General features: G+C 39.3%; 21 protein-coding genes. 18 read left to right on the plus strand and 3 right to left on the minus strand.

Going from position 1 to position 26,342, the window contains the following annotated elements; translation table 11 throughout:
- Positions 1–43: 43 nt before the first annotated feature.
- From ftsY to EV194_RS05980, 3 genes are all read left to right on the plus strand, one after another.
- On the plus strand, positions 44–997 hold the full coding sequence (gene ftsY, locus EV194_RS05970; RefSeq protein ID WP_132433105.1) for a signal recognition particle-docking protein FtsY: 954 nt from the start codon (positions 44–46) through the stop codon (positions 995–997).
- Between the two features lie 8 nt (positions 998–1,005).
- Complete coding sequence (gene rimO / locus EV194_RS05975) at positions 1,006–2,301, plus strand: 30S ribosomal protein S12 methylthiotransferase RimO (protein ID WP_132433107.1); 1,296 nt, start codon at positions 1,006–1,008, stop codon at positions 2,299–2,301.
- Between the two features lie 78 nt (positions 2,302–2,379).
- Entirely contained in the window at positions 2,380–4,083 is a 1,704-nt protein-coding gene (locus EV194_RS05980) for a T9SS type A sorting domain-containing protein (protein WP_132433109.1), read from the plus strand.
- On the opposite strand, the gene EV194_RS05985 is transcribed toward EV194_RS05980, so the two are convergent.
- Positions 4,064–4,513, minus strand: a complete 450-nt coding sequence (locus EV194_RS05985; RefSeq protein WP_132433111.1) for an META domain-containing protein — start codon at positions 4,511–4,513, stop codon at positions 4,064–4,066. The two genes, EV194_RS05980 and EV194_RS05985, sit on opposite strands and share 20 nt — an antisense overlap.
- 321 nt (positions 4,514–4,834) lie before the next feature.
- Between EV194_RS05985 and EV194_RS05990 the strand changes: the two genes are divergently transcribed.
- The 4 genes from EV194_RS05990 to EV194_RS06005 all read left to right on the plus strand — a co-directional run bounded on the left by EV194_RS05990 (position 4,835) and on the right by EV194_RS06005 (position 9,552).
- Positions 4,835–6,460 carry a Na/Pi cotransporter family protein gene (locus tag EV194_RS05990; RefSeq protein WP_132433113.1) on the plus strand — a complete coding sequence of 542 codons (1,626 nt, stop codon included), beginning with the start codon at positions 4,835–4,837 and terminating at the stop codon, positions 6,458–6,460.
- A 78-nt stretch (positions 6,461–6,538) separates the two neighbouring features.
- Positions 6,539–7,651: a DNA polymerase III subunit gamma/tau gene (locus EV194_RS05995; RefSeq protein ID WP_132433115.1), complete on the plus strand. Its 1,113-nt coding sequence runs from the start codon at positions 6,539–6,541 to the stop codon at positions 7,649–7,651.
- 278 nt (positions 7,652–7,929) lie between these two features.
- Positions 7,930–8,223, plus strand: coding sequence for a hypothetical protein (locus tag EV194_RS06000; RefSeq protein WP_132433117.1), 294 nt, complete (start codon positions 7,930–7,932; stop codon positions 8,221–8,223).
- A 99-nt stretch (positions 8,224–8,322) separates the two neighbouring features.
- Positions 8,323–9,552 (plus strand): isocitrate dehydrogenase (NADP(+)), encoded by a 1,230-nt coding sequence (locus tag EV194_RS06005; protein ID WP_132433119.1) that lies wholly within the window; start codon positions 8,323–8,325, stop codon positions 9,550–9,552.
- A 104-nt stretch (positions 9,553–9,656) separates the two neighbouring features.
- On the opposite strand, the gene EV194_RS06010 is transcribed toward EV194_RS06005, so the two are convergent.
- On the minus strand, positions 9,657–10,397 hold the full coding sequence (locus EV194_RS06010; protein ID WP_165921813.1) for a lysophospholipid acyltransferase family protein: 741 nt from the start codon (positions 10,395–10,397) through the stop codon (positions 9,657–9,659).
- Between the two features lie 211 nt (positions 10,398–10,608).
- Here EV194_RS06010 and EV194_RS06015 point away from each other — a divergent pair, with 211 nt between their 5' ends.
- From EV194_RS06015 to EV194_RS06045, 7 genes are all read left to right on the plus strand, one after another.
- Entirely contained in the window at positions 10,609–12,072 is a 1,464-nt protein-coding gene (locus tag EV194_RS06015; RefSeq protein WP_132433123.1) for a tryptophanase, read from the plus strand.
- A gap of 555 nt (positions 12,073–12,627) precedes the next feature.
- A complete protein-coding gene (locus tag EV194_RS06020) occupies positions 12,628–13,968 on the plus strand; it encodes a dihydrolipoamide acetyltransferase family protein (RefSeq protein ID WP_132433125.1) in 1,341 nt (446 codons plus the stop codon).
- A gap of 137 nt (positions 13,969–14,105) precedes the next feature.
- Complete coding sequence (locus EV194_RS06025; protein WP_132433127.1) at positions 14,106–16,157, plus strand: alpha-ketoacid dehydrogenase subunit alpha/beta; 2,052 nt, start codon at positions 14,106–14,108, stop codon at positions 16,155–16,157.
- A 43-nt stretch (positions 16,158–16,200) separates the two neighbouring features.
- A complete protein-coding gene (locus EV194_RS06030) occupies positions 16,201–16,713 on the plus strand; it encodes a flavodoxin (protein ID WP_132433129.1) in 513 nt (170 codons plus the stop codon).
- Between the two features lie 1,189 nt (positions 16,714–17,902).
- Positions 17,903–18,358, plus strand: a complete 456-nt coding sequence (locus EV194_RS06035) for a helix-turn-helix domain-containing protein (RefSeq protein WP_132433131.1) — start codon at positions 17,903–17,905, stop codon at positions 18,356–18,358.
- 281 nt (positions 18,359–18,639) lie between these two features.
- Entirely contained in the window at positions 18,640–19,413 is a 774-nt protein-coding gene (locus EV194_RS06040; RefSeq protein ID WP_132433133.1) for a dihydroorotate dehydrogenase electron transfer subunit, read from the plus strand.
- The gene (locus EV194_RS06045) at positions 19,401–20,315 is read left to right on the plus strand and encodes a dihydroorotate dehydrogenase (RefSeq protein ID WP_132433135.1); all 915 of its coding nucleotides are present in this window, start codon (positions 19,401–19,403) and stop codon (positions 20,313–20,315) included. The genes EV194_RS06040 and EV194_RS06045 overlap by 13 nt, the downstream gene beginning before the upstream one ends.
- Positions 20,316–20,325: 10 nt before the next feature.
- Here EV194_RS06045 and EV194_RS06050 read toward each other — a convergent pair whose 3' ends face one another.
- Positions 20,326–21,474 (minus strand): hypothetical protein, encoded by a 1,149-nt coding sequence (locus tag EV194_RS06050; RefSeq protein WP_132433137.1) that lies wholly within the window; start codon positions 21,472–21,474, stop codon positions 20,326–20,328.
- 792 nt (positions 21,475–22,266) lie between these two features.
- On the opposite strand from EV194_RS06050, the gene EV194_RS06055 reads away from it, so the two are divergent.
- The 4 genes from EV194_RS06055 to EV194_RS06070 all read left to right on the plus strand — a co-directional run bounded on the left by EV194_RS06055 (position 22,267) and on the right by EV194_RS06070 (position 26,236).
- On the plus strand, positions 22,267–23,496 hold the full coding sequence (locus tag EV194_RS06055; RefSeq protein ID WP_165921814.1) for an Lnb N-terminal periplasmic domain-containing protein: 1,230 nt from the start codon (positions 22,267–22,269) through the stop codon (positions 23,494–23,496).
- Positions 23,497–23,582: 86 nt separating this feature from the next.
- Positions 23,583–24,068 (plus strand): TlpA disulfide reductase family protein, encoded by a 486-nt coding sequence (locus tag EV194_RS06060; RefSeq protein WP_132433141.1) that lies wholly within the window; start codon positions 23,583–23,585, stop codon positions 24,066–24,068.
- A 65-nt stretch (positions 24,069–24,133) separates the two neighbouring features.
- Positions 24,134–24,733, plus strand: coding sequence for a thioredoxin family protein (locus tag EV194_RS06065; RefSeq protein WP_132433143.1), 600 nt, complete (start codon positions 24,134–24,136; stop codon positions 24,731–24,733).
- Between the two features lie 174 nt (positions 24,734–24,907).
- Complete coding sequence (locus EV194_RS06070) at positions 24,908–26,236, plus strand: serine hydrolase domain-containing protein (RefSeq protein ID WP_132433145.1); 1,329 nt, start codon at positions 24,908–24,910, stop codon at positions 26,234–26,236.
- Positions 26,237–26,342 lie beyond the last annotated feature (106 nt).

Consider the following 26,342-nt stretch of genomic DNA (forward strand, 5'->3'; position numbering starts at 1 on the left):
GGTTTTATAAATTAGCCAATCATAGACATAATCAATTATAATAATGGGACTATTTGGAAGTTTTAGCCGTGACAAAAAAGAACGGCTCGATCAGGGTTTATCCAAAACCAAAGAGAGTGTATTAAAAAAGCTTACCCGCGTTGTTGTAGGAAAATCAAAGGTTGATGATGATGTACTTGACGAATTGGAGGAGGTTCTTATTACTTCCGACGTTGGTGTGGATACCACTCTTAAAATTATAGAGCGCATTGAAAAAAGAGTGGCCAAAGATAAGTTTATCAATGCCTCAGAGCTTGATAAAATTCTAAAGGAAGAGATCACAGCTCTGTTGGCTGAAAATGCACTGAACAGTTCCGCAGATTTTGAAATTCCCCAACAATCCAAGCCATACGTGATCATGGTTGTTGGTGTTAACGGCGTTGGAAAAACCACCACCATAGGTAAACTGGCTCACAAATTTAAAAGTTCCGGTAAAAAGGTTGTTTTAGGTGCAGGTGACACCTTTCGTGCCGCTGCCATCGATCAGTTGGAAATATGGGCTCAAAGAGTGGATGTTCCTCTTATCAAACAAAAAATGGGATCCGATCCGGCTTCCGTGGCCTACGACGCTCTATCTTCGGCTAAAGCAACCGATGCCGATGTGGTCATCATCGATACAGCCGGTCGTTTGCACAATAAAATCAACCTGATGAATGAGCTGACCAAAATCAAAAATGTGATGCAAAAAGTGGTGCCGGATGCACCTCATGAAATACTGCTGGTTTTGGATGGCTCTACAGGACAAAATGCATTTGAACAAGCCAAACAATTTACCCTTGCCACCGAAGTAAATGCTCTGGCCATTACAAAGCTGGACGGGACAGCCAAAGGTGGAGTGGTTATAGGGGTGTCGGATCAATTTAAGGTGCCTGTAAAATATATTGGGATTGGTGAAGGAATGGATGATTTACAACCGTTTAACCGGGAGGCATTTGTGGATTCCCTGTTTGGAAATTAAGTACCTGAATGAGTAAGAAGCGTGTTGATGTTATAACACTGGGTTGCAGTAAGAACCTGGTGGATTCTGAGTTGTTGATTAAACAGTTTCAGGCAGGAGGTTTCGAGGTTGAACATGACTCCTCAAACCCAACCGGTGAGATAGTGGTTATTAATACTTGTGGCTTTATTGGCGATGCAAAAGAGGAGTCCATAGAGACCATCCTCAGTTTTGCTGAAGCGCGGCAAAAGGGGCAAATCCGTCAACTTTATGTCATGGGCTGTTTGTCTGAGCGCTATGTTGATCAACTTGGTGAGGAAATTCCTGAAGTTGACAAGTATTATGGAAAATTTGACTGGAAAAATCTGATCAAAGATCTGGGTATGACATACCGGGCAGATCTTATGAACGAAAGATCGCTCACCACTCCGGATCATTATGCATATCTTAAAATTTCCGAAGGCTGTAACCGGTCATGTTCTTATTGCGCCATCCCCATTATCACCGGGAAGCACCAATCCAGATCCATCGACAGTCTGGTAGACGAATCACAAAAGTTGGCACAAAAAGGAGTTAAAGAACTACAGCTGATTGCTCAGGACTTATCGTGGTACGGACTCGACACCCATAAAAAGCAGATGCTTGCTCCTTTGATTGACAGATTGTCGGAAATTGACGGAATTGAATGGATTCGCCTGCATTATGCTTATCCGGCAGGGTTTCCTATGGATATACTCGATGTGATGGCAGATAATCCTAAGATTTGCCGCTATCTCGATATTGCTTTGCAGCACATTTCGGATCCCATGCTGAGTGCCATGCAACGAAAAATTACCAAAAAGCAAACCATTGAACTCATCAAAACCATAAGAGAAAAAGTTCCCGGCATTCATTTACGAACCACCATGATTACCGGTCACCCCGGCGAAACCGAACAGGATTTTCGGGAGCTGATGGTATTTGTGGAAGAAACGCGCTTTGAAAGGTTGGGCGTGTTCCCTTATTCGCATGAGGAGGATACTTATGCCTATTTGAATTATAAAGATGATGTTCCCGATGAAATCAAGCAAGAGCGTGCCAATGCCATTATGGAACTGCAAAGCAACATCAGTCGCGAAATCAACGAAACAAAAATAGGAAAAGAGCTCAAGGTTATTATTGATCGTGAGGAAGGAGGATATTACATAGGCAGAACTGAATTTGACAGTCCTGAAGTTGACCCGGAAGTTTTGGTGACGTCACCAAATCCACTGAAAACAGGTAATTTTTACACAGTAAAAATCACTTCCGCAGAGGATCATGATCTTTATGGAGAGGTTAATTAAATCTGTATGAAGAAAGCAACTTTTTGTATTTTAAATCGTTAAAATCCTTAACTATGATTTCAAAAAAGTTATAACACCATGCAAAAAAATCTACTCTGTTTTCTTTTCAAAATATCCATCCTACTGATAACAACTAATGGTGTTACAGACAATCTTTTTGCACATCAAAATGGAATTACCTCTTTCTCTCTTCCCGCTGAGGAACAGGGACAATCAATTATTTCTCAGCAACAATTGTTTTCTTCTATACATAATACCCCTTTTTCGCTCACAGACAGTATTTTGATATTTAACAACTATACCAGTTCTGATTCTTTAAAGTATAAAAAAACGAGCTACAAGTACAACTTAAACAATAATGTTCTGGAGATTGTATTTCAAAAAGCCGGTGAGGATGATTCGAATTGGTATGATTATAAATCATATATCTATACTTTTGATGAGCTGAAACGTCAGACTCAATTCCTGAAACGGGAATTTGATCTGAACAACTTACAGTGGGAGAATCGGGAAAAACGGGAATATAAATACGTTGGCAACGGTCGGCACCCCTCTGAAATAGCTGACTATACTCAAAGTTCAGGATCTGAAACCTGGAAAGGCAACTGGAAAATAAATCATCAGTACGACTCGCACGGTAATGTTACGAAAACTGAGCAGTTTAAGTGGGATAGTAATATAAATCAATGGTTTATCACCACTCGAAAAGATATAATATACAACAATACCAACCAAATTGTATCAAAAACCTCTTATTACAATAATCTGACTGAAGAGGTCTGGATCGGAAACAACAGAACCATATACATCTATAATGATAAGAGCCAGCTCGAAAGCGAACTTCTTATGTTTTGGGATGCTGTTGAAAGTAAATGGATCAGCAGTTTAAAAAAGGAGTTTTATTATACCGGCGAAGGAATGCAATCCGGGTGGGAAGCTCTGCGTTGGGATAGAGATTTTGATATTTGGACTAACTGGTGGAAGGTTGAAAATGAATATGATGCCAAGGGTAACTTAATTGGATTGTTTAACTACAATTGGAACCAAAATCTTGATCAATGGGTTGACGGATGGCAAATTACCAACCATTTTGATCCCGAAAACAACGAGCAGGAGGAGACCGGATTTATATGGAATTCTGAAAAAGAGGACTGGGTGGGCATTTATCGGTTGTTTCATCAATACAATTATGAGTATTCGGTAAAAACCATTTCTGATTTCTCATGGGATCACGAGTCTGAGCAATGGGTATTGAACCAAAAACGATTTCATTACCTCTCCGTTCCGGAAATGTTGCCTTTAACCCTAAACATCATCAATCAAAATGGCCAAATTATTAATAATGCAACAGTTTCCATTGATGGTCATTTATATGAACCAGGTATTTACCATTTCCCGGCAAAAGCACAAGGGCAATACTCCATAACTGTTAATGCAGTGGGATATGAGTCAGCATCCATTGATCACAATCTTGATGCATTTAACACCATCGTGGACATTGTTTTAAAAGATCTCTCATTAAACCTACCTGAACTGCATATCAGTGATCTACATGTTTACCCAAATCCGGCATACAATGCAGTTCACATTAGAATGCCGGAGGAGATTACTATTAATCAATTATCGCTATACTCATCTAGTGGTCAGCTGATTCATTCCGATAAACCTGCTCACAGTGCGGTTAGGATATCTGTAAGCGATTTGCCATCCGGCTTGTACTTACTGCATGCCGAGACCTCTGCCGGATTTAGAGTTGCAAAAATTATTGTGGGACACCGTTAATGGTTTTTCGTTGAAAAACCATTAACAACTCATCACCTTTCAACAGATATAGTTCTTTACCTGTAACACGATAGCGATCAACCAGCGTCATAATGCGGGAAAAATCGTTTTCGGCAACCGATAAACAGAACATTTTTGTGGTTTGAAGGGCAAAAAACTGCAAGGTTGAAGCATCACGATCGAACCTGAATCGTCCGTTCAGCCTGTTACAACCATTGAAACCACTCACCTCACTTTGGCTACTGTTGATCTCCAAAACAGGAACTCCCCGCGGAAAATCACTCTCCAGATCATCACTGTGCATCCATTGTATCATTTCCCAACTTCCACTTAAAATATCAGGTTGTGGCTCAGTTTGCTGCCGCTGAAGTGTGGCGCATGATGAAAGAACCAGTGCTAATATAATGGCATATACCGCTGTATTTCTCATATTTTTGAATTATTTTAGTGACTTTTGACAAGCAAATAATATTTGACCAAATATCAACCGGGAAAAGCGTGCCAAAGATTAAAAAGATTTTTAGGTATTAGTCCCGAGTGTTTCGGGATATAAATCTATAATATACAAAATTCTTTATAATAGTTCGTTAATCTTTTTTATTTGCTTAATTATCAAACGTTTATGAATTTATGCTTGTGTTGTTCAATCAGTTGATAATAAGAATCTTACTTATTTCTAATATATAATCCCGAATATCTCGGGAAAAGTCTAAGGATCTATTGTTAATCCGATCATGAATTTATCATTAACATGGAGGAGTTTATCACTTTTATTACCGTATTTGGGGGATTAGGAATTTTTCTATTAGGAATGGATCTTCTAAGCTCCGGGACAAAAAGTCTGGCAGGGGCGCGGCTCAGACAATTACTCGATTCATTTTTAAAGAATAAGGCCGGAGGAGTTGGTTTCGGCGTCATTCTTACATTGCTTTTTCAAAGCAGCAGTGCTGCTTCTGTTGTATTGGTGGGTTTTGTTGATGCATCACTCATTACTTTCAAACAAACCCTTCCGGTGCTTTTAGGCACCGGAATAGGAACCACCATTACCACTCAGCTGATCTCTTTCAATGTAGGAAATTTTGCACTTCTTTTCGTGGGTTTGGGGTTCTTTATTCGAAATTTCACCAAGGGAAGCTGGAAACATGGCGGACAAATCATACTGGGTTTTGGTGTACTCTTTTTCGGAATGAAGCTGATGTCGGATGGTATGGTGCCGTTGCGCGACAATGATCAGTTCATCAAAGCCCTTCTTTACCTTGAAAATCCCTTGGCAGGAATGGCCGCGGGCATGATATTTACTGCACTCATACAAAGTAGTGCTGCTTTTATCGGAATACTAATAACCCTTTGCAACAGCGGACTTCTATCGTTCGAGGCATCACTTCCGCTGATTCTTGGTACCAACATCGGAACAACCGTAACTGCTCTTTTGGCAGCCATGACATCTTCCTACCCGGGACGCAAACTTGCCGTTGCAAATGCGCTGTTTAGGGTGATTGGCGCATTGATTTTTATTTGGCTGCTGACGCCTTGGGCAAATATAACCGCAGCAATTTCAGGACAAGCAGCTTCTAACGCACGATTACTGGCCAATGCTCACACCATTTTCAATTTCCTAATGGCGTTTTCAATGCTTCCGGTTACCGGGTTAATTGGCAAACTGGCTGTAAAACTGGTTCCCGTTCCTAAAGTGAAGCCGGTACATGCGCTTCAGCATTTGAATAAAGACCTTTTATCATCACCCGAACTCTCCATGCCGTTTCTACAGAAGGAGATAGAGGATATGGGGAATTTGGTTTATAGAATGGTAGAAGGATGTATGGATCCGTTTTTTCATCGCGATGAAAAGGCCATTAAACAAATACGGATTTGGGAAGAGAAAACCGATTTTTATCGTGAAGAGATCAATCAGTTTCTGGTGAAACTGAATGAATCCAAACCCATGGAAACATGGTCGGAGGAGGTATTTCGTCTCATGCACGTGGTTAATGAGCTGGAACAGGTTGCCGATATTGTTTCGGTCAATATTTTGCGACAGGGTGAAAAATGGCTTCAAAATCAGATCAAATTTTCGCCGGATGGAAAAAAAGAGCTAGAAAATTACCATCAACGATGCCTGAAACAACTTGAACGAGCTTTGACATTAATGCAAAACTGGGATCAAAACCAGGCTCTTAAAATGAAGCGAAAATACCGCAAATATGCATTGATGGCCTTTGATCTGGAAAGACGCCATTACAAACGGCTGCTTTCTCCAAATACCTTATCCCTCGAATCCAGTAAAATGCATATGGAATTGCTCAATCTGCTGCGCATCATCAACAGCAGAGCCACCAACTTTGGCCGGTTGGTTTTCATGTCCGAAGAATTGGAGTAAAAAGTAATTTCCGGTTTGTACCGGTTGCTGATTTTTTTATCTTTGTAGTGCTGCTTAAAAAACGCGGTTATCAACACTATGGAATACATTGTTTCGGCACGAAAATATCGTCCATCTACATTTGCCACAGTTGAAGGGCAGGAGAATATCACCGCCACTCTTAAAAATGCCATTAAAAACAATCAATTGGCACATGCCTACCTGTTTTGTGGTCCTCGTGGTGTAGGAAAAACAACCTGTGCACGTATTTTCGCAAAAACAATTAATTGCCAGGAAATTACCAGCGATTTTGAAGCCTGTAACGAATGTGCTTCATGTAAATCATTTAACGAGCAACGTTCATACAACATTCATGAACTGGATGCTGCCAGCAACAACTCGGTAGACGACATCCGCCTTTTAATTGATAAAGTTCGCGTACCACCCCAAATGGGAAAATACAGCGTGTACATAATTGACGAGGTACACATGTTGTCGCAGGCTGCTTTTAATGCGTTTCTTAAAACACTGGAAGAGCCGCCACATCATGCCATTTTCATTCTTGCCACTACTGAAAAGCACAAAATTCTGCCAACCATTTTATCTCGTTGTCAGACTTTTGATTTTAACCGCATAACGGTTGAAACAGCGGTTCAGCACCTTAAATACGTGGCCGAAAAGGAGCAGATTGCCTATGAAGATGAAGCATTGAATGTGATAGCCACCAAAGCTGATGGTGCCATGCGCGATGCACTCTCTATTTTCGACCAGATTGTGGCATTCTCCGGGCGGAACATCACTTATCAGCAGGTCATTTCCAATCTCAATGTGTTGGATTATGACTACTATTTTAGAATTACAGATGCATTTTTAGTTGAAGACACCACCAATAGCCTGTTAATATTCAACGACATATTAAATCATGGGTTTGATGGCAGTCACTTTCTGAACGGACTCAGCAGTCACTTTCGTGACCTGCTGATGTGTAAGGACTCGCAAACCGTTAATCTGCTGGAAGTAGGGGCATCCATTAAACAGAGGTACTTGGAACAGGCGCAGAAATGCGATGCAGAGTTTCTGTTTGAAGCTTTAAAAATTGTAACGAACAGCGAACTAAATTACAGAATTGCCCGAAATAAGCGGCTGCATGTAGAATTTGCGCTGATTAGCCTGTCACGCATCGTGACAGAAAAAAAAAAGCAGTTGAATTAGCAAAAAAGCGAAAAAATAATCCGGCTCAGGTTAAGTCAAACAGCCAATCGACAACAAAAACGGGTTCAGGCATCAACAAGCAGGCTCCGGGGATCACATCCTTTTCTATCAATAAGGTTATTTCTAATAATCAATCCTCAGGAAACGCAGAAACTAAAACATCAAATAACAATGCGCAAGAGCCTGTTGCAGAAGAATTAAACAAGCTTGTCACCATACAGGATTTACAAAGCGCCTGGAAGCGTTTTGCCACTGAAATTGAAAAAGAGAATGTACGTTTGTTTACCATTCTCAACAATCATTTGCCTCAAATAGAAAAGGATCACACCATTAATCTGGAATTATCAAGTCCGGTTCAGGAAGTTGAAATCGAAAAGAACAGAGATTCCATTATGCTTTTTTTAAAAAAGGAGTTGCATAACAGCTTGTTAAGTTTGAAGGTGAAAGTTGCAGAACATCAAGCATCCCCTCAGGAAAAAGTATTTACGGCTGCCGATAAGTTTAAGGTAATGATGGAGAAGAACCCTGCATTGGCTATGTTAAAGCAACAATTCAACCTTGATTTGGAGTAGGTATTTAGTACTTCGACAAACAATCATATGGATTGTTTGTTGAATTTTCAGCATAACATTAATTTTATTTCTAAACCGAAATTAATAAATATTTAAACTATGAGTAAAATAAAAGTAATCAACCCGGTTGTTGAACTGGATGGCGATGAAATGACACGCATCATTTGGAAAATGATTAAAGAGGAGCTGATTCTTCCATATCTGGATCTCGATATTAAATATTTTGACCTGGGAATGGAAAGCCGCGACGCTACTGATGATCAAATAACAATAGATGCCGCCGATGCCATTCGTAAGTACAATGTGGGAATTAAATGTGCCACCATTACACCGGACGAAAACCGTGTGGAGGAGTTTGGGTTGAAGAAAATGTGGAAGTCACCCAATGGTACCATTCGTAACATTTTGGGTGGAACTGTTTTCCGTGAACCAATCATCATTAAAAATGTACCACGCCTGGTTCCCGGGTGGGAGTATCCCATCTGCATTGGTCGTCATGCTTTTGGAGACCAGTATCGTGCGACAGATTTTCTGGTGAAGGGGAAAGGTAAACTTACCATCACTTTCACTCCCGAAGATGGCGGAGAGGTTCAGTCCTATGATGTTTATGACTTTGATGGTGATGGCGTAGCTTTGGCCATGTATAATACCGACGAAAGCATCAGAGGTTTTGCTCATAGTTGTTTCAATCAGGCCATAAATAAAAAGTGGCCTTTATATCTCTCCACCAAAAATACCATCCTGAAGAAGTATGATGGTAGGTTTAAAGATATTTTCCAGGAGATTTATGACAATGATTACAAGCAAAAGTTTGAGGAACTTGGAATTACATACGAACATCGTTTGATTGACGACATGGTAGCCGCTGCTCTTAAGTGGAACGGAAATTTTGTCTGGGCATGTAAAAACTACGATGGAGATGTGCAGTCTGATACATTGGCTCAAGGTTTTGGATCTCTGGGATTGATGACTTCAACGCTGGTAACTCCTGATGGAAAAACAATGGAAGCTGAGGCGGCTCACGGAACAGTAACACGCCACTACCGAATGCATCAACAGGGTAAACCAACCTCCACCAACCCGATTGCCTCCATATTTGCCTGGACAAGAGGTTTAGCTTTTAGAGGTAAACTGGATAACAATCAGGCTCTTATTGAATTTGCAAATACTTTGGAAGCGGTGTGCGTGGAGACCGTAGAGAGTGGACAAATGACCAAAGACCTTGCGCTGACCATTCACGGAAAAGATATGAAAGATGAGCATTATCTGACTACGGAAGGATTTATGGCAGCCATTAAATCCCATTTAGACATTAAAATGGCTAAATAAGGGGCGGATACAAATAAAAAAAAAGCCACATGGTTCACAGACAAATGAAATTTGTTTGTGATTATGTGGTTTTTTAATAACTTCTCTTCGCTAAGGCAATAAGGTCAGGATTTTCTGAGACATTCTTCAATGGCCTCCCTGCACTTTTCAACTAACATTTCAGCATCTAAGTTGCCGGGCTCAATGGGATCAAGCACCGTGTAGTTGATTTCAACTCCAAATTTTAATGGAAAATATCCCTTGTCCATTAACTCCGTATGACCATCTATTGCAAAAGGAATCAATAGGGAAGAGGGCGCTGCTTTAAGTAAAGATTTAACACCTGCCGATTGAAATTTGCGTAGTTTTCCTGTCCTGCTTCTTGTTCCTTCCGGAAAGATGCAAACTGCATAATTGTTCTTCTCTATCATCCTTCCAAGTCTGATGATCTCTTTAATAGACTGACTGCCATTTTTGCGGTCAATCAGCGCCGACCCACTATGTTTCAGATTGTATGATATGCTTGGAATCCCACTTGCCAACTCAATTTTAGAGACAAATTTTGGATGGAACTTTTTAAATCCGTTAATAAATGCAGATATATCGAACATACTTTGGTGGTTCGAAGCTACAATTAAAGGACGATTATCAGGCAACTTCTCCAAACCATGGTATCGAACCCGGGCTCCAATAATTCTCATCATCATCATTATTAACCCGTTAAGCACATTCACACTTTTAAGATGGGCATGGTATCCTCCGAGTTTTCGTGCTATAACTTGCACCGGATGAAAAATGACCAATAAAAGGCCAAATGCCAAGTAATAAACAGGGGTGAAGATGTACCCAGCAACTAATCTCATCATATTAGATATTTTAACGGGCAAAAAAACAACATTTATTTGGTTCATGCAATACAAAACATATAATCTAATTTAAACTGAAACCAAATAGTACCATTCTGCGACAGATTTTAAACAATACATGATAATTATCAACGAAATTTAACTATTTTACGCAACGCAAAAAAATGAAAATTAATCAAGCTATTAATAACTTTAAATTAATCAAATCACAATGAGTTCAAAAAATTCAACGAAAATTAATTTTTTCAGTGGAGAGCAGATTCCTGTCGAGTTACACAAGGTAAGAATTGTTCAAAAGCTCAATCTCAAACCGATAGACGACCGTTTGAAAGCAATTGAAAAGGGAGGATATAACACATTCCTGTTGAATACTGAGGATGTATTTCTCGATATGCTGACCGATAGCGGAACCAACGCTATGAGTGATAACCAGTTGGCATCCATGCATCAGGCTGACGACGCCTATGCAGGCTCTCAAAGTTTCTATCGCATGGAAAAGGCTCTTCAGGATGTTTTTGGCAAGGAACTTATATTACCAGTGCATCAGGGAAGGGCTGCAGAAAATATCATTTCCCAAACATTTATTCGTCCGGGGCACGTTATTCCAATGAACTACCATTTTACCACCACCAAAGCGCATATGGAGATCAATGGTGGTAAAATTTACGAAATATATACCGATGAGGCGCTTAAGATTAAGAGTAGTCATCCATTTAAAGGAAATATTGACATAGATAAGCTTAAAAAACTGATTACCAAATACGGAGTAGAAAATGTTCCATTCATTCGTCTTGAAGCATCAACCAACCTGATAGGTGGACAGCCATTTTCCATTGAAAACATGCGCGAGGTTCGTAAAGTGGCTGATGAACACGGAATTATGATGGTATTGGATGCCAGTTTAATTGGCGAAAATGCCTGGTTTATTAAGAAAAGAGAAAAAGAATTTGCCAATAGCAGCATACGCGATATTTTACGTACCATGTGCGATTTGTGTGAAATCATCTATTTCTCAAGCCGAAAAGTAAGTTCAACCAGAGGTGGTGGTATTTGCACCAATGACAAGAAGTTGTTCATGAAAATGCGCGATTTGGTGCCATTGTATGAAGGATTCCTTACCTACGGTGGTATGTCGGTTCGGGAGATAGAAGCCATGGCGGTTGGATTAATGGAAACCACAGATGATACTGTTATCAGTCAATCTCCCGGTTTTATTGAATACGCTGTGAATGAACTGGATAAATTAGGAATACCGGTGATCACTCCTGCTGGAGCTTTGGGTGCTCATGTAGATGCCTTGCAATTCTTAGACCATGTTCCACAAAAGGAGTATCCTGCCGGAGCTTTGGCTGCTGCTCTTTATATTGTTTCGGGTTGTCGTGGTATGGAAAGGGGAACCATATCAAGTGTGCGTTTGGACAATGGGGAAGATTTGCTGGCCGATATGGAACTTTTACGTTTGGCGTTCCCCCGCAGGGTTTTTACGCTTTCGCAAACTAAATTCCTCATTGACCGTCTTAACTGGTTGTACCAAAACAGAGAACTGATTGGTGGTCTCGAATTCGTGGAAGAACCTAAAGTACTTCGTTTCTTTATGGGAAGATTAACGGCAACTTCTGACTGGCCACAAAAACTTGTTGCCAAGTTTAAAAAAGATTTTGGAGATAGTTTGTAGCGAATAAATTAAAAAGATTCTTAGATAATAGATTTTTAGAACGATAGACAAGACAAAATGGAAAACCAGTTATGTCTAACCATTTTTCTATACTATTCTATTTGTCTAATCCCCAAACGCTCGGGATAAAATCTATAGAATTTTTAGAGACAAAATTTAAACAGTTACAAAGCACAGTGACGAAAAATCGCGAATTTTTAACGGTTTATTAGTCATTTACTAAATCTACCTTTACTTAATAAGCCTGTTCAATTGATTTTGAACAGGCTTTTTTTTAACTTTTATCTAAATAAGAACAAAATACGAACAAGTCACAAAACATCAATATTTACAGCAGTTTCAGTAATTTGTAACATTCTGGATATTCAAATTCAATACACAAGTACAAACAAAAATATAATATCGGTGTTAATAGGATAGATAATAAAAATAGCCATGATCACATTTGTCGGCAATTCTTATTTAGTCTTGTTTTAAATAAGAAAAATATTTACATTCGCCGCGCAATTAAAAAATCATGAACAATAACAATAAGTTTAATAAACTCAGATTAACATGTCTACATTTGAGATCCTAATGCCCAAAATGGGTGAGAGTGTTGAAGAAGCCACCATTACCAAATGGTTTGTAAAACAAGGTGATGTAGTGGAAGAAGACCAGGTATTATTGGAAATTGCCACCGATAAAGTGGACTCTGAAATTCCCTCGCCAGTAGCAGGGGTTATTAAAGAGATAAAATTCGAGACCGATGCACTGGTTCCGGTCGGTCAGATTGTGGCCATCATTGATATGGATGCCGATGGATCTGAAGCTACAGACGCCCCTGATGAGAAAAAAGACGAGGCGGAAAGCAAGCCTGAAAAATCAGCGCAAAAGGAAGAAAAGCCTTCTGAAGCAGAATCCAAAACTGCATCATCAGGCGACGAATACTCCAAGAGTAGTCGTTTCTATTCTCCATTGGTAAAAAGCATTGCCAAAGAGGAGAACATCTCTCTTGAGGAGTTGGATAAAATCGAAGGAACAGGCAAGGAGGGACGGGTAACCAAGTCCGACATTTTCAGCTATATAGAAACAAGGGGAAGCGGAGATGCAAAACAGCCATCCAAAACAGAGGAGCCTGCAAAAGCAGCTCAACCATCTGAATCAAAACTAGCAGCTGCAAAAGCACCGGATGTTAAAGCCTCCGAAGGTGATGAAATTGTTGAGATGGATCGCATGAGAAAAATTATTGCCGAACACATGGTTATGTCCAAACAGGTATCACCGCACGTTACCAGTATGGTAGAAGCCGATGTGACCAGCCTTGTACTGTGGCGTAATAAAAATAAAGATGCATTCCAAAAAAAGTATGGCGAAAAGCTAACCTTCATGCCGGTATTTACGCAGGCTGTTGCTAAGGCTCTACGCGATTATCCAGGTATCAATGCCTCGGTGAGCGGAACCAACATTATTATTCGTAAAAATGTAAATGTAGGAATAGCCGTTGCATTGCCATCAGGCAACCTGATTGTTCCGGTGATTAAGCAAGCCGATCAGAAGAACATTGTTGGTTTGGCTTCTGATATCAACTCTCTGGCTGCCAAAGCACGTGAGAACAAGCTTTCTTCTGACGATATACAGGGAGGAACCTTTACCATCACCAACTTTGGTTCATTTAAGAATACCATTGGAACCCCCATCATCAACCAACCCCAAGTAGCCATTCTGGCCACGGGAACCATTGAAAAGAAACCGGCGGTGATTGAAACTCCAACTGGAGATGTGATTGCCATACGGCACAAAATGTTCTTGTCGCTTTCATACGATCACAGGGTGGTGGATGGCGCTTTAGGAGGATTTTTCCTTCGCAGGGTTGCTGATTATCTTGAGGAGTGGAAAATTGATCAGGAGATTTAAAACATAAAGCGTATCGCCTGAAAGCGATACTCTTTTCAGAGTAAACAACATTAATAAGAATAAACTTATTTCTCAATAACTTAAGAGATTTTCTCCAGGTAATTAGCCAATCTGGAGAAAATAAAAACAGAGATGCGATGAAGAGTAACGTAAAAACCATTTACAGTATAAAAAAAACAGAAAAGGAGACCTTGTTGAAGTGGTACCATCTGTTGTTTTTGGGACGCACGCTCGACGAGCGTGCACCGAATTACCTGAAACAAGCCATTGGATGGTCGTATCACGCTCCCGCAGCGGGTCACGATGGCATTCAACTGGCCATCGGACAGGTTTTCCGAAAAAACAAAGATCACCTGTTTCCTTATTACCGCGATTTGCAAACGTGTGTGTCTGCGGGTTTAACAGCTGAGGAAGTCATCTACAACGGAATTTCCAAGGATGCCGATGTGGCAGGTGGTGGCCGACACATGTCTAACCATTTTGCCAAGCCTGCATGGAATATCCATAACTCAAGCAGCTGTACCGGTAACCATACACTTCATGCCACCGGAATGGGACGAGCGCTTAAGACCTATAAAGAGAAAGATGCTGTTGTAATAAGCAGTCAGGGTGAGAGTTCTGTTTCCGAAGGATATGTATATGAGGCCATTAACGGTGCCTCCAACGAGCAATTGCCCGTTGTATTTGTGTTTCAGGATAATGGTTATGGTATTTCGGTTCCCAAAGAGGACCAGACAGCCAACCGTAAAGTGGCCCGGAACTTTGAAGGATTTAAGCACCTGCGCATCATCTATTGCAATGGAAAAGATGTGTTTGATTCGATGAATGCCATGACCGAGGCGGTTGAATGGGCCAAAAAGGAACAGAAGCCTGTCATTGTACACGCAAACTGTGTTCGCATAGGCTCACATAGTAACAGCGACCGCCATGAGCTGTATCGCGACGAAAATGAACTCAGTTACGTGAAGGAGTATGATCCTCTGGCTAAATACCGTCGTTTATTGTTAAGATACGAGAGAGCCACTGAGGAGGAGTTGAAGGAGATTGAAGATAAAGTTGCTGCCGAGGTAAAGGATGCTCATAAAAAAGGATTGGCTGCTCCGCATCCAACACCTGAATCAATTCATGATTTCGTGATTGCAGAGCCGTATCCCGCTTCCAAATATCCCGAAGGGGTTCATGACCATAATGGTGAACCCATTAAGTTGATTACTGCATTAAATGAGACTCTAAAAGCTGAGTTCCGAAATAATCCGGATACGTATTTATGGGGACAGGACATTGCCAATAAGGACAAAGGTGGAATTTTCAATGTATCTAAAGGGATGCAGCAGGAGTTTGGTAAAACCCGGGTTTTTAACGCGCCTATTGCCGAGGATTTCATCATGGGAACGGCCAATGGAATGTCGAGGTATAAAAAAGATATGCGTGTGGTGGTGGAAGGTGCTGAATTTGCCGACTATTTTTGGCCGGCCATGGAGCAGTTTGTGGAAACCACTCACGAATACTGGAGAACCAAGGGTCAGTATTCTCCCAATATTACAGTGAGATTGGCCTCCGGTGGTTATATTGGTGGAGGACTTTATCACTCCCAAACCATTGAGGGTGCATTGACAACGTTCCCGGGCGTCAGGGTGGTTTATCCCTCTTTTGCAGATGATGCAGCCGGTTTACTGCGTACTGCCATTCGTTCGGAAGGGATGACAGTGTTTATGGAACCAAAAGCACTTTACAATGCCCCCAAAGCTGCAACACCGGTACCTGATGATTTTGAAGTGCCCTTTGGTAAAGCTAGAATTCGCCGTGAAGGTAAAGATTTAACCATTTTTACATATGGAAACACCACCCATTTTTGTCTTGAAGCTGCTGAAAAGCTTTCCAAAGAAGGATTCGGCGAAGTAGAGGTGGTGGACTTGAGAAGTTTGCTCCCATTAGATGAAGAAACCATCATTAACTCTGTAAAGAAAACATCCAAAGCACTAATAGTGCATGAGGATAAGGTGTTTGCAGGGTTTGGCGGTGAAGTGGCTGCCACCATTTCCGACTTGGCATTCCATTATCTGGATGCTCCAATTAAGCGGGTAGGCTCCACGTTTACACCTGTAGGGTTTAACCGCACGCTGGAAGCTGCCATTTTGCCCAATACAGATAAGGTTTTAAAGGCAGCTAAGGAGTTATTAGAGTTCTAATTTTTAATAAGTTAAAAGAACAGACCGAAACAAATATAAGAATATGGAAAAGATTGGAATATTTTATAGCTTCAGATCGGTTAAAACACAGCAGCAGGTAAAGAAAATCAAAAAGGCATTGGGTGAAAAGAATTGTGAAGATGTGGATGCAGATGCCGCGACTCTTGATGATTTTAAGAAATTCAAAAATTATATTCTTGCTGTACCGACTTGGTTTGATGGTGAGCTGCCCAATTATTGGGATGAGTATTTACCGGCTATTGAAGATGAGTCCTTTAAAGGAAAGAAATTTGCCATTTTTGGAGGAGGAGACCAGAAGAACTATCCCGAAAATTTCATTGACGGAGTTGGAATTATGGCCGAGTTTATTGAAGAGCGAAATGGCAAAATAGTAGGGATAACTTCTACCGAAGGATATACTTACGAGTTATCACGTGCGCAGCGAGGCGACAAATTTGTTGGTTTGGCCATTGATATAGAGAATCAGGCTGCGTTAACGGATGAACGCATCAAAAACTGGTGTGCAGATCTAAAAAAAGAGTTTGGTTTAAAATAGAGATATTTTATTGAGTTTTTGTTATAAGGTGAATCCTCCCGGATTCACCTTTTTTATTATCTGCCCAAATATTTATTAACATAATTAACGTCGTAAGAATCCGCTGAGTGCCTTTTACAAACCGAATTTCATCAAACTTCTCAGCATTTCAGGATATTGCAAATTTAGGCAATAGACCAACCCAACCATTGAAAAGAACTGTTCACAGGTTCGATCTCCAGATCTGTAATAGATACGACATAAAGAAGCATACCAAAAAATGCAAGAAGCTATTGAATTATGAATGATTTACGACAAAATAATGTAGGTATAAGGTTTACCACTTTTCGCAATAATAATGATGGTGAATTATAATTCTCAAATCACAAACAAAAGAGTAGGGAAGGGGGAAAGCATTAAATACAGAAGTAAACAGCACAAAAATGGCTGTTTTACTGTATGCAAAAGCAAAATATTTAATTATTTTCATTCACATTTCCAGAGCATTAAGTTATTCATATCAATTATTAATTTAATCCAACCAAATATATTTGTGTATAATTATTCAATTAGCAGCTGGTTATCTATTAGAATAAATCATTTTACATTAATATTCAGTTGTTTAAACATTTTTCATAAACTAATACTTTAAGACAAGAGCCAATCTGCTGAATTCCAGAGCAAACACCCATAGAGACAATCAAAACAAACAGAAAATAACAGGAAAAAGTCAACATATCGAAATGTTTAAACTGTTAACAATCTATTCTTATATCAGTAATTATATGAAACTTACAAAACCCATTTAAATATTAAGGTGATATTGTGATTGAACAGTTAATTAGATAAATTCAATTTTTAAGAAGGGTGTTTACGTTTGTCATGATTATTAAAATATCAATTGGAAAATCCCAACTATTTATTAATTTTGTAAACATGAAAATAAAAGAATATCTCACCTAATATTGATTACGTATGTAACCGAGACTATTTTAGAGTTATTCGCTAAATAGCAATACCCAAAGGATTATAGTATCTAAAACATCATATATTTAACAATATCGTTTAGTTAAGACCTGACAGGTTTCGATATTCTTATTAGGAAAGGATGATAAAAGAAATAACATCAATAGTTACCGAAAAAACCTGTCAGGTTTTTTCGCTTAACTAAACGACATTGATATATTCAAAGTAAATTAATTCCAGCAATATGAAAGAGCGTCTTCAGATACTTATAAAGAAAGAAAACCTGAGTCCAGTCAAGTTCTCTGAAATAGTCGGCGTACAGCGGTCGGCGGTAAGTCATATCTTGTCGGGCAGAAATAATCCCAGTCTGGATGTCATTCAAAAAATTCTAAGAAATTTTCCTCATATATCCAGCGACTGGTTAATAACCGGAAATGGAGAAATGTACCGCACAAATATCGAGGTTGATGCTAAACAACCATCCAATAAACCTACGGGTCTGTTTGATACCATAAAAGAAGAACCGGTGATTACATATGTAACGAATAAAAATGCCGCAAAGAACGATGTAATTGAAAAGCCGAATGTTACACCCCAGCAGAAAGAAAACATATCAATTGCAAAGGATCAGGATGTAGAACGGATTGTGGTATTTTACACCAACGGAACATTTAAGGAGTATAAACCAGCTAATCATTAAACTTAAAATTAAAGGCCAATCACAGGTAAATCTGCTCACACAACAAACAGATTATGGCTCACGTCTCCAAATCTTCTTTCGATTTATTCATATCACACCATTATGCTATCAATTCTGCGATTGAAAACCCAAATTAATTTCAATGAAATAACTATCTTTGCAGAGAATTAAACATCGCATTCAATCTAAATTACATATGTAAACGAAGTAAACCAACTTTACATCTTAGATGTTAAACATTTTATAAGAACTGATCTGTGTAAATCAAAAATAACAATCTAATGAAACACATCACTGATTTTACAGTTGTAACCAATCAACGGGAGACTGATGAATTTGTTGTATTAACTCTTCAACATCCCGGAGAGCTCCCTTCCATGGTTCCAGGTCAGTTCGCGGAAGTGCGGGTCGATGGAGCTGAAAATGCATTTCTTCGTCGCCCATTGTCGATACATGATGTGGATTACAGCAACAATACCATTAAACTTCTGATACAGGAAGTTGGAGAAGGAACCCGCGTATTGGCCAAATTAAAGTCCGGAGATCAGTTAAATCTTGTTTATCCCTTAGGAACCGGATACACACTGCCAAAATCCAATCGGGTTTTATTGGTAGGCGGAGGATGTGGCGTTGCCCCTTTGCTTTTTTTGGGGCGTCATTTTGTAGAGAATGGCATCAGACCTAAATTTCTCATCGGTGGCCGAACAGCAGCCACACTTATACGCCTCGATGCTTACGAACAGCTGGGAGACGTATACGTGACCACCGAAGATGGTTCTGCCGGTCATAAAGGATTTGTGATACACCATCCAATCATGAAAACAGAAACCCCTGAATTTGACCACATATACACATGTGGCCCCGATGCCATGATGAAAGTGCTGGCCAAATACGCCGGCAGCCGGGGAATTACATGTCAGGTTTCGTTGGAAAACCACATGGCATGTGGTTTTGGTGCCTGTTTGTGTTGTGTAACCCCCACAGTTGACGGACATAAATGTACCTGTGTGGATGGACCAGTATTTGACTCAAAATATTTGAAATGGGAAATTTAAAAGTACAGTTAGGAGAACTTACATTATCTAACCCGGTGATGACAGCCTCGGGTACCTTCGGGTATGGTGAAGAATACGCCGATTTTGTCGATATAAATACCCTTGGGGGCATCGTTGTTAAAGGAACAACCCTGCACGCCCGGGAAGGAAATGCTTACCCGAGAATGGCCGAAACAGCCAAAGGCATGTTGAATGCTGTTGGACTCCAAAACAAGGGTGTAGATGGTTTTATCAATGAGATATATCCAAGAATTAAAAACTTCAAAACAAATATTCTTGTAAACGTTTCTGGTTCAACAGTTGAAGAGTATATTGAAACGGCTGAAAAGATAAACGAACTGGATGCCATTCCCGGTATTGAACTCAACATATCCTGTCCCAATGTTAAAGAAGGTGGCATGGCATTCGGAACCAGCTGTCCATCAGCCATTGCAGTTGCCAATGCTGTGCGAAGAGTTTACAAAAAACATCTCATGGTTAAGCTTTCCCCAAATGTAACCGATATCACTGAAATAGCCAAAGGAGTTGAGGGAGCAGGCGCTGATTCAGTATCGCTTATCAATACACTCTTGGGAATGGCCATTGATGTTAACAGCCGTAAACCTGTGTTGTCAACCATCACCGGCGGTTTGTCCGGGCCATGTATTAAACCGGTGGCATTGCGTATGGTATGGCAGGTAGCGCAAGCTGTAAATGTGCCAGTTGTTGGAATGGGTGGTATTGCCTCGACAGAAGATGCCATAGAGTTTTTACTTGCTGGTGCTTCTGCAATCCAAATTGGCACCGCCAATTTTATCGACCCAACCATCACCATCAAAGTCATTAACGGAATCAGAGAGTATCTGGAAATAAATCAGATGGATGATGTAAAACAACTCACAGGTGCATTAATTACACGCTGATTTACTTTTGTTACCCAACACCACGCATATTAACAGACTTTTCCACCAGATTTACCAAAGGACGGAATTGTTCTCTGATTAATGGCCATTTATCAGGGAATTTGTTTAATAATCGTAAAATTCGCTCACTGTTTTTACGCAACGCATCGGTAATGGCAGGAGCGGAGACCGGCCGTTTAAGCATTTGTCCAACAGATGCACCGGTGATGTCATCACCACGACTATAGAGTTCCGCAGCAGCCTGTTCCAGGTTGTCCAGAAGCAATTTAGTCCGTGCCAACCGACCTTTGGGTTTGAAGTTTTCGCTACTGGTATTAGGAGTGTGCTCGCGATAACCATCTAAATTCAAGTATTGGGAATGAATGAGAAGTTCATTGCCTTCATTAGTCGTTGTATTAAGCATGATGACCAATCCGGCAGCTTTAATCAACCCCTCTTTAGCTTTTTTAAAACTTCCACAGGAGATTAACTTTTCCAGAGCATCTTTTGATAGTTGAAGATTCACAGAATGCTTTTCAGAAAGAGTGACCAGGAAATCTTCAGCCCATTCCGAGACCCATAATCTTTTCTCTTCCTCTTTTGATACACTTCCATCACCATTTCCATTCAAAACAGACCTGACTACACCTGTAAACTGCTCGACATATTGAATATCACGGCTCTTTGTCTGATAAAACGTTCTCATAAAACGATAAACAATCGAGCCGATTAAGGCTTTTCGACCTGTATCTAATGCCCCCTGAATGCGGTGAATGCCAAAGTTACTTTGATCTTCACGGAAAAACAGAAAATAGTGATCAATTCCATCTTCAAAACGCATTTTAATGTGAAGTACAACATGCTGAAATTCTGAAAATATCTGCAATTGACCGGGCATTTGTTGTTCTCCTTCGAAAGGAAGTTGGTCTTTATGTATCCAGTTGTATCCTGGCTGTGCATTTAAAAAAGCATCTTTTCGCAACAAACGATCACTTCCTATCACATTCCGGCGGCGGTATTGCTTGTCGACCAGGATGAGTTCCTCTCCACCTAAATCTCCATTGAGATGATTATATAACAGTACCACACGATCTATTCCCGGAAAAATATCAGGCCATACCTGCATGAGAGCCTCCCTGCAATTTAATGGTCTTTCTGGAATAGATGGAAATTGAATCATTATTGGTACTCAATAGATCGTTAGACTTTTCCCGAGACATTCGGGATAAGATATTAGATGCAAATAAGCTTCCAATTATCAGATGATTGAATTACAAAGCTATAAGTTCGTATACTTATGATAATTAAGTAAATAAAAAAAATTAACGAACTATTATGCATTAATTCACAGTAAAAATACACTTAAGCTAAATCTTAAGCAAGTATTTAAGCTTATTAATAGCAAATAAAGTACATATAATCTGGTCATCAGAAACAATTAATTAAATCTAAAATTACTAATCTATAATATGTTATATAAAATAAAGTATTAATTTCGAATGAATATAAACGATATTAGAAAATCTATGATTCTATATATAGATAAGTAAATTCTTAAGCATTTTGATTGTCGGAGAATATCCAGTTGCCTTAGAATTCCTCCGTATTGTATTCATATTTTATTATTTCTATATCACATACAAAGCAATATACATATGTAATCTCTCAAAGATTACATATGTATAATTAATTATTATGTGTGAATGCTTGTATGCGAGATTTGTTTTACATTTGTATCATAGGCAATAATTACTAAACAGACCTTACTCATGATGGTTTCTCTTTTTTAATTATATTAGTGGAAAATAATAAAACATCACATGCATGCCTTTTTAACCCACGAAGTATTTAATAAAATCTCAAATTGAGCTATAAAATGATGCAAGCTAATTGTACAATAATAAAGGAATCAAGCAATGAAAACAGCACCAATTTCGTCGGAAATGAAGGCAAATTGTCAATTCATTGCAGTATGAGAAATCACAATCACTCAAAGGAGTCTTTAAAAGCAAATGGCTTTTACAAAAGCCATTTGAAATATTGGATTCTCTCCTTTTTAATACTGTTAAATAGCTTTTCTCCAATCAAATCACAACTATCACCTGATGCTTCCATTAGCATTTTAACTTGTGCACCCGGTGATGAACTCTACAGTTTATTTGGACATACGGCCATCAGAGTACAAGATCCGGTAACAGATACCGATTATGTTTTTAATTATGGAACATTTAATTTCAATACGCCTAATTTTTATCTCAAGTTTATGAGGGGGCAATTAAATTATATGTTGTCGGTTACCTCTTATCAACATTTTCTATATGAATATCAATTCACCGGTAGGAGCGTTTGGGAACAAACACTAGATCTGACTCAATCTGAAAAGCAACAACTTTTCCGTGCGCTAATTATAAATGCAGAACCAGAAAATCGTTACTACCAGTATCACTTCTTCTTTGATAATTGTGCAACAAGAGTCCGAGATATGGCCCTCCTGTTTATTCCCGATGGCGTGAGCTTTGAAATCCCTGATTATTTGGAGGGGATGACATTTAGAGATGCCATCGCATATTATCTTCAAAACAAACCCTGGACAAAACTCGGGCTGGATATTCTGTTGGGACAGCCAACCGATGATCTGGTAGATGAATCTTCCATCCAATTTTTACCCGACTATCTCATGTGGCAGTTTGAAACTGCAGTGCGTAATAACAACAATCAACCAGTTATACTCAATACCCGCACCATATTGGAATTTGATGAGGAAAGCACCTACCCAATACTTTCTCCTATGGTTGTATTGTGGATTGTTTCTCTTATAATCATTGCGATTTCAGCATGGGAGTATAAGCGTAAAATATTTATAAAGTGGATTAATGTAGCAATCTTTTCCACTACGTCAATACTTGGTTTATTAATCTGTTTTTTATGGTTTTTTACTGAACATTCAGTCACCGGTCCAAACTGGCATTTGCTTTGGGCAAATCCATTGCATCTGTTTGTTATTCGTGCTGCATGGTATAACAACAGAATTAACCGTTACATAAATCTTCTGGTATTAATGGCGCTTGTAGTGATTCTAACAGGCTTCTCATTTGTTCCGCAATATATCCCTGCATCACTTGTTCCTCTATGGCTTGTATTAATTATAAGACTTCTGATGGTTGCGAGAGTAAAACCAGGTCCCCTTAAAAAGAATGATTAATTTCTAATATGCGCAATGAACGTGCGTTTACAATGAACATTTTTTGTTACAACGCTGTTTCAATATAAAATGTAAAATGTATCGTTATGCGAATTATATTATTATTAATGCTAGCATTATCCATCTCTTTAAAGACATTGGGAGAGACCAGGAAGGTTCCCGATGTTGAAGTTAGTCAATTATTAAAGAGAATAGAGACCCCATCGGACACCATATATGTTGTAAACTTTTGGGCAACGTGGTGTTTACCTTGCGTAAAAGAAATTCCGGAATTTAACCGAATAGAAAAATCATACCAAGGGCAACCTGTTCAAGTTATCATGGCAAGTCTTGATTTCCCTAATCAGAAAGAGAGCCGTGTATTACCATTTCTTGAAAACCACACTGTAACACATGACGTCATTCTTACAGTAACGCCCAGAGGTGGAGAATGGATTGCTAGGGTTGACAATGCTTGGACAGGAGCAATTCCAGCCACACTTATTATTAACCGTGACCAAAGATCATTCTATGAAGGAGAAATTAACTATGAACGGTTAATGGAGATGATAGGTGAAGTTTCTGGAGAATAAAACAAACAAATTTAAGATCAGAACAGATCTAACCATTTACATTTTTCACCAAAACAATAACAATTATGAAAACATTCAAGTATTTAATGATGATGACACTAGCTTTAGCAACCTTCACAGCTGGTGCACAATTAAAGGTGGGAGATAAAGCTCCTGGTTTTAAATTAAAAAACATTGATCACCAATGGGTTTCGCTTGACGATTACAAAGACCAAAAAGGGGTAATTGTTGTATTCTCCTGTAACCACTGTCCATATGTGGTTTTGTATGAATCACGCATGATAGAGTTACAGAAAAAGTATGGACCCAAAAAGTTTCCATTGATTGCCATTAACCCAAACGATTCGACTATAGTTCCTGCTGATGGTTTCTCTTACATGGTAACCAATGCAGCAGAGAAAGGTTTTAACTTCCCATATTTGCTAGATGATCAGCAACTTTTCAGAAAATTTGGAGCAACAAGAACTCCACACGTATATTTATTGAAAAACGAAGGAGATCATTTTACCGTTGCATATATTGGCGCCATTGACGATAATCCTCAGGATGCTTCTGATGTTAAGGAGAAATATGTGGCACAAGCCATTGATGCTCTTCTGGCAGGTCAGAAACCTAAGGTTACAGAAACGCGAGCCATTGGCTGTACAATTAAATTCAGAGAGTAAGAGACAGCCTATTAAAAAGTGAGCATGAGATAGCCAATAAAGTATCTCGCTACCGAAACAAAAATATTAAAAGCCTGTATAAAGTACAAAACCGTACTTTATACAGGCTTTTTTAGAACCTTTTCATTTAAATTACGTAATTTTGCACAGGATTTCACGAGCAAAAACAAAGAAATGCATATTAAAAGAACTCTACTATATTTATTAATCGGAATCATCACAGGTTTTGGAATTAAATATACAACCGGGCCATCAATAAAAACTTTTGGGACGGATCATATTCCACCTTCACCAATGATCAATTCCATTCGAATACCGAATGCGCTATCAAACGATTCTGCTTTTATGCACGTAGACCAGCAAATGAATAGGTTCATGAATCGTTGGGAATTAATGGGAGCTTCAGTCGCCATTGCGAAGGACGGACAGGTTGTATATGCCAGGGGTTTTGGTTATTCAGACGCAGAGAATGAAATTCCGGTTGAACCTTATCATCTTTTTCGTACAGCTAGCATTTCTAAATTAATTACTGCAGCAGGAATCATGAAATTGGTGGAAGATGGTGTAATTGGTTTGGAGGATTACGTTTTTGGAGAAGAGGGTATTCTCAATTTTGCACCGTATAATCAGTACAGAGATAGAAATATTGAGAGAATACAGGTTATTCACCTGTTAAACCATTCCGGAGGCTGGACAAATCGTTGGGGTGATCCGATGTTTATGCCACAGATAGTAGCCAGAAGATTAGGAAAAGAACTCCCTGTGAATGATGAGGATATCATTACATTTATGCTGGCAAGACCATTGCATTTTCGTCCTGGCACTATGTCGGCCTACTCAAATTTAGGATATGCAATTCTTGGTAAGGTAATAGAAACTGTCAGTGGTGAAACATATGAATCGTTTATCAACCACAACATTTTGTACCCTATAGGTGTTTATGACATGCGAATTGGGGGCAGTTTTTTAGAAGAGAGAGCAGATTTAGAGGTGAAGTATTATGAACCTGCAAATACGCCTCTGGTGGAAGATTTTATGGGGTTTGAGACCCGTGTACCACGTTCATATGGAGGCAACGACATCGAGACTTTAGGGGCAGCAGGAGGGTGGATTGGATCTGCAACCGACATACTGCAATTTCTTTTGGCAATAGATGGGCTGCCTTATCCTGAAGATATTTTATCCAAAGAGAGCATTGAAATCATGACAACTCCGGTGTCAGTGGGATTCCAGCCACTTGGTTGGAGAGGTGCCAATAGCCGCCAATGGTTCAGAACAGGCACATTATCAGGTACATCTACATTAATGGTTCGTAGAGATGATGGCATTTCTTATGTTATTTTGTTTAATAGCAACACTTGGAAAGGTTCGATGTTGTCTACAGATATTCGTCAATTAATGGATAGAGTTATTTCTCTAGTAGATGAATGGCCTGAATATGATCTGTTTCAAATCGCTTCAAACTCCGATATTGAGTCTTTACTTGCCAATTCGATAAATTAATTATCTTTTACTGTATATCCATTTGGGCTGCTATTTGTCCTAATAGCTCGTCTATATATAGAGAGACATATAGACTGCTTACAAAAAACGGATTAATAAGCTGATA

Source organism: Natronoflexus pectinivorans, assembly GCF_004345615.1.
Taxonomy (GTDB): domain Bacteria; phylum Bacteroidota; class Bacteroidia; order Bacteroidales; family Marinilabiliaceae; genus Natronoflexus; species Natronoflexus pectinivorans.

Coding starts and splice junctions, on each gene's coding strand:
- ftsY (WP_132433105.1), top strand. CDS start 44: ATGGGACTATTTGGAAGTTTTAGCCGTGACAAAAAAGAACGGCTCGAT.
- rimO (WP_132433107.1), top strand. CDS start 1,006: ATGAGTAAGAAGCGTGTTGATGTTATAACACTGGGTTGCAGTAAGAAC.
- EV194_RS05980 (WP_132433109.1), top strand. CDS start 2,380: ATGCAAAAAAATCTACTCTGTTTTCTTTTCAAAATATCCATCCTACTG.
- EV194_RS05985 (WP_132433111.1), bottom strand. CDS start 4,513: ATGAGAAATACAGCGGTATATGCCATTATATTAGCACTGGTTCTTTCA.
- EV194_RS05990 (WP_132433113.1), top strand. CDS start 4,835: ATGGAGGAGTTTATCACTTTTATTACCGTATTTGGGGGATTAGGAATT.
- EV194_RS05995 (WP_132433115.1), top strand. CDS start 6,539: ATGGAATACATTGTTTCGGCACGAAAATATCGTCCATCTACATTTGCC.
- EV194_RS06005 (WP_132433119.1), top strand. CDS start 8,323: ATGAGTAAAATAAAAGTAATCAACCCGGTTGTTGAACTGGATGGCGAT.
- EV194_RS06010 (WP_165921813.1), bottom strand. CDS start 10,397: ATGATGAGATTAGTTGCTGGGTACATCTTCACCCCTGTTTATTACTTG.
- EV194_RS06015 (WP_132433123.1), top strand. CDS start 10,609: ATGAGTTCAAAAAATTCAACGAAAATTAATTTTTTCAGTGGAGAGCAG.
- EV194_RS06020 (WP_132433125.1), top strand. CDS start 12,628: ATGTCTACATTTGAGATCCTAATGCCCAAAATGGGTGAGAGTGTTGAA.
- EV194_RS06025 (WP_132433127.1), top strand. CDS start 14,106: ATGAAGAGTAACGTAAAAACCATTTACAGTATAAAAAAAACAGAAAAG.
- EV194_RS06030 (WP_132433129.1), top strand. CDS start 16,201: ATGGAAAAGATTGGAATATTTTATAGCTTCAGATCGGTTAAAACACAG.
- EV194_RS06035 (WP_132433131.1), top strand. CDS start 17,903: ATGAAAGAGCGTCTTCAGATACTTATAAAGAAAGAAAACCTGAGTCCA.
- EV194_RS06040 (WP_132433133.1), top strand. CDS start 18,640: ATGAAACACATCACTGATTTTACAGTTGTAACCAATCAACGGGAGACT.
- EV194_RS06045 (WP_132433135.1), top strand. CDS start 19,401: ATGGGAAATTTAAAAGTACAGTTAGGAGAACTTACATTATCTAACCCG.
- EV194_RS06050 (WP_132433137.1), bottom strand. CDS start 21,474: ATGATTCAATTTCCATCTATTCCAGAAAGACCATTAAATTGCAGGGAG.
- EV194_RS06055 (WP_165921814.1), top strand. CDS start 22,267: ATGAGAAATCACAATCACTCAAAGGAGTCTTTAAAAGCAAATGGCTTT.
- EV194_RS06060 (WP_132433141.1), top strand. CDS start 23,583: ATGCGAATTATATTATTATTAATGCTAGCATTATCCATCTCTTTAAAG.
- EV194_RS06065 (WP_132433143.1), top strand. CDS start 24,134: ATGAAAACATTCAAGTATTTAATGATGATGACACTAGCTTTAGCAACC.
- EV194_RS06070 (WP_132433145.1), top strand. CDS start 24,908: ATGCATATTAAAAGAACTCTACTATATTTATTAATCGGAATCATCACA.